Origin of the sequence: Photobacterium sp. OFAV2-7 (genome assembly GCF_022347985.1) — a bacterium.
Classification (GTDB): Bacteria; Pseudomonadota; Gammaproteobacteria; order Enterobacterales; family Vibrionaceae; genus Photobacterium.
The window spans coordinates 1-5,204 of the sequence record NZ_JAKRFQ010000334.1 but is presented as its reverse complement, the minus strand read 5'-3'; the positions used below and the strand labels follow the sequence as shown (position 1 = coordinate 5,204).

Annotated in this window: 5 protein-coding genes, 1 other RNA gene and 1 pseudogene; all 7 read right to left on the bottom strand. The window is 44.5% G+C overall.

Going from position 1 to position 5,204, the window contains the following annotated elements; all coding sequences use genetic code 11:
• Window positions 1–223 precede the first annotated feature (223 nt).
• The gene (locus tag MHN01_RS24710) at window positions 224–1,993 is read right to left on the bottom strand and encodes a phage/plasmid primase, P4 family (protein WP_239412269.1); all 1,770 of its coding nucleotides are present in this window, start codon (window positions 1,991–1,993) and stop codon (window positions 224–226) included.
• Window positions 1,994–2,004: 11 nt separating this feature from the next.
• Window positions 2,005–2,274, bottom strand: a complete 270-nt coding sequence (locus MHN01_RS16070) for a hypothetical protein (RefSeq protein ID WP_239412268.1) — start codon at window positions 2,272–2,274, stop codon at window positions 2,005–2,007.
• A 52-nt stretch (window positions 2,275–2,326) separates the two neighbouring features.
• Window positions 2,327–2,725, bottom strand: coding sequence for a hypothetical protein (locus MHN01_RS16065; protein WP_239412267.1), 399 nt, complete (start codon window positions 2,723–2,725; stop codon window positions 2,327–2,329).
• Window positions 2,726–3,295: 570 nt separating this feature from the next.
• Entirely contained in the window at window positions 3,296–3,526 is a 231-nt protein-coding gene (locus MHN01_RS24705) for a helix-turn-helix transcriptional regulator (protein WP_370646513.1), read from the bottom strand.
• Window positions 3,527–3,959: 433 nt separating this feature from the next.
• Window positions 3,960–4,223: pseudogene (locus MHN01_RS16060) on the bottom strand (tyrosine-type recombinase/integrase); the annotation flags it as partial.
• A 307-nt stretch (window positions 4,224–4,530) separates the two neighbouring features.
• Window positions 4,531–4,901, bottom strand: a transfer-messenger RNA (tmRNA) gene (ssrA, locus tag MHN01_RS16055).
• A gap of 105 nt (window positions 4,902–5,006) precedes the next feature.
• On the bottom strand, window positions 5,007–5,204 hold a 198-nt coding region (locus tag MHN01_RS16050; RefSeq protein ID WP_239412266.1), incomplete at its 5' end, for an SsrA-binding protein.

Sequence of the window (5,204 nt, the reverse complement as noted above, 5' to 3'; positions counted from 1 at the left end):
CCCCTGATATGAATGGCAGGGGAGGGGGTATTGCAGCTGGTCCATGGGTACCTCCTATACCCCGAGTGACATCAGAATATAATCGTAGTGGAAATAGTGAGTTTTTATCCTATTAATTAATTTGCAGGATTAAAACTATATATCGTTAACTACTAGTAGTAGCTTTTTCCTTTAAGGATAAGAGTGCTAGCGAAAAAATCACTATTTCCACTAAACCGACAAGTTAGTTGGCTTTCGCCATGGTTCCCGGCAACGGACGGGCATCGTAAAGCGTGGTGTTGCAGGAGTAGCCGTTGTATTTGCTGTCCGGATACCCATTGTTTACTATATACGCCTTAAACGCCGTCTTGTTGTATGGCTTCCGATTGTTATGGTGACACCAGTCTTTGTAGATGGTGTATGCATGGGAGACCTTCAGCGGCGGCACCGACATTCTATGCTTACGCTCGCCCACAGCACTGTCTTCAACATCGTTAAGCCAACTGCTGATACTGTTGCCGTCAAGTTTCCACTCTTGGATACAAGCATGGTGCGCACTGGACAAAAACAAATCGTTATCGAGGTAGTCTTGTACCTCTCGAATAGCCCAGGCAAGGACTGCTGGCAGCTCCTGTTCGATAATTTGTGCTAGTAGCTTCGGATCACGCTCACGTTCTGGTTTGCTGTTAGCAAAATGGACAATCGACCAACGCCGCCAGAATCCTTCACTATGATCTTTGGTGGTGAGGTAATAGTTGCCGTTGAACCAGCAAGCAGCCTCTGGTGTGAACGTAAAAACTTTGCCATAAGGCTCACGGGCTGACATCGTGTCACCACCAATTATTGCCTTAAACTCAGCGCTAGGTACTGGCTTATCTTTGTCGATTTCAGGAACAAGGTTCACGCGCTTCCCTGCAAGAGCCGCATTTTTATAGTCACTGTCCATGTGCAATGGACTAACGCTGGTACGATACTCTTTTGGTACAAGAGCTTCGATCATTTTCAGGTACAATGACTTGCCCGAACCAGCGGCACCGTATAGCAACACTGCACGTTGTTCCTTGGATTGAAGCCCAAAGAGTGCAAGCCCCGTCATCATGCGTAGCTGACGAATCTGCTCTTCAGTTTGATGCCCCATGAATGCGTCCTGAAGCACGATAAGCAATAGCTCCGGCTCGCGGCTGAAGTCAGGCTCAATATCCAAACGAAACCGTGCTCGGTGCATAGGGCTCGGTGGCTCAAGCTTGATTTGGTTTTCTTTCACGAATAAGAAACCAGCAGGCGTATGGATCCCTTTTGGGGCATCTGCAAAGAAGCCATTTTGTTCGAGCGAATTATAAGTATGTGAAGCAATTGCCTTGTAATCACACTCTCGTCGGCACAGCTTTTCGTGATTGTATTTTTTTGCAATCTCAACCCCCACCTTTGATAGCTGCGTTTCGCACCAGACACCAGCTTGTTCGTCATATGACCAGAGGCAACCATACTCACAAACTGGGCGAAGCTCTTTATACTGGGCAATATAATCGTTAGCTATTTCACTGTGAGTCAGGTCTGGGGTTTCTTCTTCTTGCTTTTTGATAGCGATGGCTTTATTGATGTCAGCGAGATTAACATCTGTCGCCTCTTTAAGCCTTTTGCGCATGCATCCTGCTTGAAGGGTTGTCGCGTCTTTGATGAAACAAAGGGCAGCATCAAAAGCTTCTTCGTCAACACGATCTTTTAAGAGGGCTTTCAGTGCCTCATCAAAATCAGCAAAGGATGGTTCTGGCTTAACTGACTGCTGATTTTCAACTAAAGCTGCTTTAGTTGCCTCAATCCCGTGCTGAACTGAGAAGTCGTTCCAGTCCGTACCATTATCTGATTCCTCAAATTTGGGGTACGTATAGGTAATTTGAAGCTTTTCAGCTACCGATTTGGCAATCTCCAGCCCCTTATTTCCTTTACCCTCTTGGGCTTTGCAGTGATCATTGTCTTCCGCAATAATGATTTCACTATTTGGATATTGGCTCACAATGGCAGGAACTATTTTTCCAACCCTCCCGCATTGAAAGCTATAACTACACTAGATCCAGTAACCTCATGGATACTTACACCAGTTGCAAAGCCTTCGCAGATATATACAACAGCATTATCCCCATTCAGGGTGAAGCGCCCGCCGTCAAGTTTGCCGCTCTTCAGGAAGAACTTTGTTCCATCTGATGTTATGACTTGAAGGCTTTGCAGTTCGTTAGTGCTGGAGAAGACGAGAATGACAATACAGTTATTTAATGTTCCGCGCTTACTTTCATCCATAAAAAAGTCAGCGCAACGAACCTCGCTAATGAAACGAGCGTTACCCAGTCGTTTAATGCTCTTGCGAACGATATAAGGGGGGCTCTAGCGGGATATCTGTCGCTTCGCTATAGAGATGCTGAGCATAGCCAGCACGTTCGCTATTCATTTGCAGCCGTTTAAGAGCTTCAGCTTGCCGCAAGATCTCCATTTGAGCGGAAGAGAATGCCGCTGGCTTATTCGTAGAGCTAGATGACCAAGTACCTTTTATACCTTCACGCCAGCAGCCAAAACTACCGCCGAACGTCCCGTCAGGGTTAGTAAAAAAAGTGTAGTAACCAGCCTTGTCGCCAGACTTAACGTTGCTAATAAAGCGATGTAGTTCGCCATCTGGCGTAATTTCGCGAGGTGGTTCAATCCTTGCGTTAGCAATTGTTGATTTAAAGTTTTCAATATAATCGTAATTATTCATGCCTAATCCTTGGCAAAGCACCATCATGAACTGTTAGACGATCAATCGGGGAGCGAATTATTATTGTAAGAGCTGAAAAATATCAACGGCTATCGTTCAAGTGAAATGTGGCTTGTTTCGTGAAATGCTCTAGCGATATGTTTATTGATAAAGTTAACTCCACGTCTTATCAATATTTCTTCGATCTTAAGACCATCTTGCTCAATAAACGTCTGATCTGTGTATGCGGAATGGTCTTTGTGATACGGAAAAATAGCTTCTAATGTCATGTGACAAGAAATAAACTCGCCATTGTCATTATATTGAGATACTACGTTGATACCCATGAATTGAACTAGGTAATCAATGAGTTGTTCTCGGTCATGCCTTCCGTCCAAAATACGTTTTAATCAGCTTCAGTTAATGTTTTTCTCATAAGTAGTTTGCCCAATACAAAGGCAGCTGCTGTTTTTATTTCCATACTCTTTTTCCTTTATTTTATAGTTAATTACGCCAAGTAATGGCTGTTTATGCGGTTTAGTTGAAAGTGGTAATTGAGTAGCCATACACAATCAGTAGTTTATTTTTGATTTAGGCTGTCAAGGAAAGTGAACCACGCTCTACAATTAACTGTTTAACGCACTCAGTAATCTCGTCTGGGCTTTGGGCCTTAATAGTTGCAGCGATAAGCTGATCAATCTCGCGCTCTGGCCAAGCGACTTTACGCCCGCCTAGATTGACGGGAGGGGCCATGAGCCCATTATTAATACGCAAGTGTAGTGTCGATTTTGAGTAGGCTAAGCGAGAAAGTACCTCTGTCATTGGTAACAAGAGAAGTGTTGGAATCCTTTCCATTTTATTTCCTATTTTTATGTTCAGGTTTGTTTGGGAAAGAACTATATGGAATAACTCAAAATCACTCAATTCAGTAATATGTACTTTTGTGAGTATTTATTGATGCGAAGTGTTTATGATTTATCAGATAAATGAGGGGGCAACCCTTATAAATTAGTTAGTTGAGTGGCCTGTTTACATAAATAAAACAAGGAAACATAACATTTTAAAAAGTGAGGTTTTCGCCTCAAATTCAGCCAACTACTGTCTGTTGTATTGTACTGTGCTGTCTTGCGAATGCGATTTCCTCTGAAGAGGATAGAAGGAGTGGCTATATCAAATGGTTCGATAAGAGATCGTGCTGACAGATAGAAATAAGTGCCAGCACAATAAAAGTATATCAAATGATAACGACAGAATTTTATAACGTTGTATTGCTTCTTGCTGAGCTAACTAGGTGAATGCTCCATGCTTCCATCAACTGTCTACGCTGCTCTAGATAGGTAGATCGATTATAAGCACGACGAACTTCATTTTTGACAGTGTGGGCTAGTGCGGCTTCAATTACATCAGCAGAAAAGCCTTGCTCATTTAGATAGGTAGAGCCTATGGCTCTTAGACCGTGTGAGACTAAGCGGCCTTTAAAACCCATTCGCTTCAACGCATTATTAGCGGTTTGCGTGTTTGGTGCCGTTTGGGCGCACTCGCAAGGAAGAGGCTACTGCCGTCACTGAGGGTGTATTGCTTATCTCGTGACTTGGCTTGTTTTATTTCGGTATTGGTAAGAGGTTTGGTTATCCGTGCCATTTGCTATCCAGCTTGGTTATTTAGCCATCCTGGCTAGGCGTGATTTGCTATGGGATAGCTAAAAGGATAACTAATAGGGTAGGACTGTAAAGGATGATGTTGGACGCTATAGATGCAAGAAAGCCCGGCAGCGCAACAGCTTTCCGGGCTTTCCGAACGTCCTAGGACGTTATCATACGTATGTTTGGTGGAGCTGGCGGGAGTTGAACCCGCGTCCAAAACCAGTCTAACCAGAGGCGCTACATGCTTAGTCTGTCTTTATTCTCGTAAGTGCACTGCGAACAGACACGCTATGCAAGTACATACCAGAATTCATATTTCGCGGTTCATCTCTCTAGTCAAAGATTCCCTCGCTATCTTGTTTGGGTTTGAACCCCTGTTATTCCCCGTCTTACAAGCGGAAGCTAGGGCAGGAGCGCTCTCAGCAGGGTATTAAGCTGCTAGTGCGTAGTTTTCGTCGTTTGCGACTATTTTTTTGCGGCTTTTTTACGAGGCCAACCGCACCTCGGCATGCTCCCAAAGCCTTCGTGATCCTGTCGAATCCTAAATCAGCCCCAGAGTTCGATCGATGGTAACAGAAAATGCGTATGGGTCAACATAAAACCCTGTTGAACCGACTCTTATGGAGAAAAATCCACCACTTAGCCAGTTCGGCATCTTCTTAGCGCATGCTGCTCTTCATAATACGTGCCTTGTCGCGCTGCCAATCGCGATCTTTCTTGTCGGCACGCTTGTCGTGCAGCTTCTTGCCTCGCGCTGTACCTATCTTTAGTTTAACCCATGAAGCCTTCCAGTACATGGAAAGGGCCACAATGGTTTGGCCGTCGCGGTTTACCGCGCCCAGCAGCTTGTCGATTTC

What these genes read in the sequence shown, in the direction of transcription:
- MHN01_RS16070 (WP_239412268.1), bottom strand. Translation starts at nt 2,274, where the DNA reads ATGGATGAAAGTAAGCGCGGAACATTAAATAACTGTATTGTCATTCTC.
- MHN01_RS16065 (WP_239412267.1), bottom strand. Translation starts at nt 2,725, where the DNA reads ATGAATAATTACGATTATATTGAAAACTTTAAATCAACAATTGCTAAC.
- MHN01_RS24705 (WP_370646513.1), bottom strand. Translation starts at nt 3,526, where the DNA reads ATGACAGAGGTACTTTCTCGCTTAGCCTACTCAAAATCGACACTACAC.